Here is a 1,546-nt window from a genome sequence, read left to right as displayed (position 1 = left end):
ACTAGCCGCCGGTGTTCCCAACCCCCGCGATTACCTATGTAATTGAAAGCAAACTGACAGACATGCCTGTCCGGAAGCCGCCAGCGTAACGCGAGTAGTTAGCCGGGTCGGCGTGAAAGCGCACCGTTTTGGCTCTCTTGCACTGAGATTGTCTGGCACGCGAGTTGCTGAGAGATGTGCGGGCTTAACTCCTCATACATTCGCGCAACCGCCATGAGATGGTCAAGTCTACAGCGACTAGCGCGGGTGGTTCCTCCAACCGCCCGCGCTTCTTTTCTGTAGTCCTGTAGGCCGCACGGCGACGCCGTTCTGGAGATCGTGCCATGACCCGTGAAGAGGCTTTGGAGAACGCGATAGCGGCGATCAGAAATTGGTCCGAAGGGAAGGCCGAAACGAGCGTACTCCTCGACGCGATTGCGAAGCTTATGGCGATTGCGCCGCCGCCTAGACGACATTCAAAACAGAAGCAGCCTTTACGATCCCCAGACGAGGCATGCTGCAATGGGCAGACTCAAATTCATACCGGCTTTCGAGGCCGCAAATCGCTCTGCCGACCCCGACAAGCTCGCCGCACTCCGGGCAGCCATCCGCGAACGCGGAGGCCCTGACGAATTCGCGCTGACGAGCACAGACCTCATAGGCAAACATCCGCTTGCGCTCTTTAGGTTGCTTACGATCATCTCCGACGCGGCGGTATCCGTCGTTAATGCGGCTTGCACAGCTTGGCGGCTATACGTCCGGGCAAGCAGACCGGGCGAAGACATCGACCAAGGCGAAAGGCCTGCGCAACGCACCGGCCTCGTGCGCCACCCGAAGGCTCTCGGCCAACAATCGCTCCAGCTTGTCGCCGAGCCGCTTGCGCCAATGGCTCAGGTCCGAGCGCTCGTGCGGGAAAACGTGCTGGAAAAACTCTTCGCCGGTGAAGAACTGGAAGTACGGGTCGTGGACCCAGCGCTCGCACCCCCCCCTCATCGGACAGCCCGCTTGAGCAACAACAGCCCGATCATGAAGCGGGTCTCGATCCCCGGTCTGCCGTTCTCGCTGTAGAGCGGGGCAATCTCCCCGTCGATCCAGTCCCAATCGATCCTGTCGGCAAGCAGAACCAACTCGTGCTTGATGTTGATGATCTGATCCAGCCGTGCCCGGAACAGATCGTTCGATCCCGTCGTCTTGTGCTTCTTCGGCCGCATCGTCCCTCCGGTGCACCACAGAAGCACGGTTCACAACGGAGAGGAATCCACAAAACGAATCTGCAAGGTTTGCGGCGTCCAAGCATCAAATCCCTGCAATCTCAAACGCCATCAAATCCCAGAAACAGACTCCCGCTCAATCGCTTAGAGGCTTGTTCACGGGCGACGGACTATTTGAGCCGACTGCAGCCAAAGAGTCGCAATGCGAGCAAGCTTCAAGAAAAAATCGGCGTGCACTGTGGCCCACTAGCAACACCTATATAGCGCGTCGGGGGGCAAGGCGGCGGTCCGCAACATCGCAAAACCATCCGTCGCCGAGCCGCTGTCTTCTTATCGACGGACAGCGTAGCTGCACC

1 pseudogene is annotated in these 1,546 nt (G+C 59.0%); it reads right to left on the bottom strand.

Features of this window, described 5'->3' with window-relative positions:
• Window positions 1–783: 783 nt before the first annotated feature.
• Window positions 784–1,190 (bottom strand): annotated as a pseudogene (locus tag CWO89_RS44070) (transposase); the annotation flags it as partial.
• Window positions 1,191–1,546 lie beyond the last annotated feature (356 nt).

Source organism: Bradyrhizobium sp. Leo170 (assembly GCF_004296405.1).
GTDB lineage: Bacteria > Pseudomonadota > Alphaproteobacteria > Rhizobiales > Xanthobacteraceae > Bradyrhizobium.
This window is presented reverse-complemented; position numbering and strand designations above follow the sequence as displayed.